We start from the raw sequence: 260 nt of genomic DNA, 5'->3' as shown, positions 1-260 counted from the left end.
CAGCTGGCGAAGAAGAACGAGGACATGTACCTGTTCTCGCCGTACGACGTCGCGCGTGTCTACGGGGTGCCGTTCTCCGAGATCTCCGTGACCGAGAAGTACTACGAGATGGTCGACGACGCGCGGACCAAGAAGACCAAGATCAACGCGCGCGAGTTCTTCCAGACCATCGCCGAGATCCAGTTCGAGTCCGGCTCCCCGTACGTCGTGTTCGAGGACACCGTGAACGCCGCGAACCCGATCAAGGGCCGCATCACCAT

1 pseudogene is annotated in these 260 nt (G+C 60.8%); it reads left to right on the top strand.

From position 1 onward, the window contains the following. Nucleotides 1-260 (top strand): annotated as a pseudogene (locus tag KVS67_RS12210) (ribonucleotide-diphosphate reductase subunit alpha); the annotation flags it as partial.

Origin of the sequence: Micrococcus sp. GbtcB5 (assembly GCF_019091605.1) — a bacterium.
GTDB classification, from domain to species: Bacteria; Actinomycetota; Actinomycetes; order Actinomycetales; family Micrococcaceae; genus Micrococcus; species Micrococcus luteus.
The sequence above is the reverse complement of the archived record's forward strand: the minus strand, read 5'-3'. Positions and strand labels throughout refer to the sequence as shown.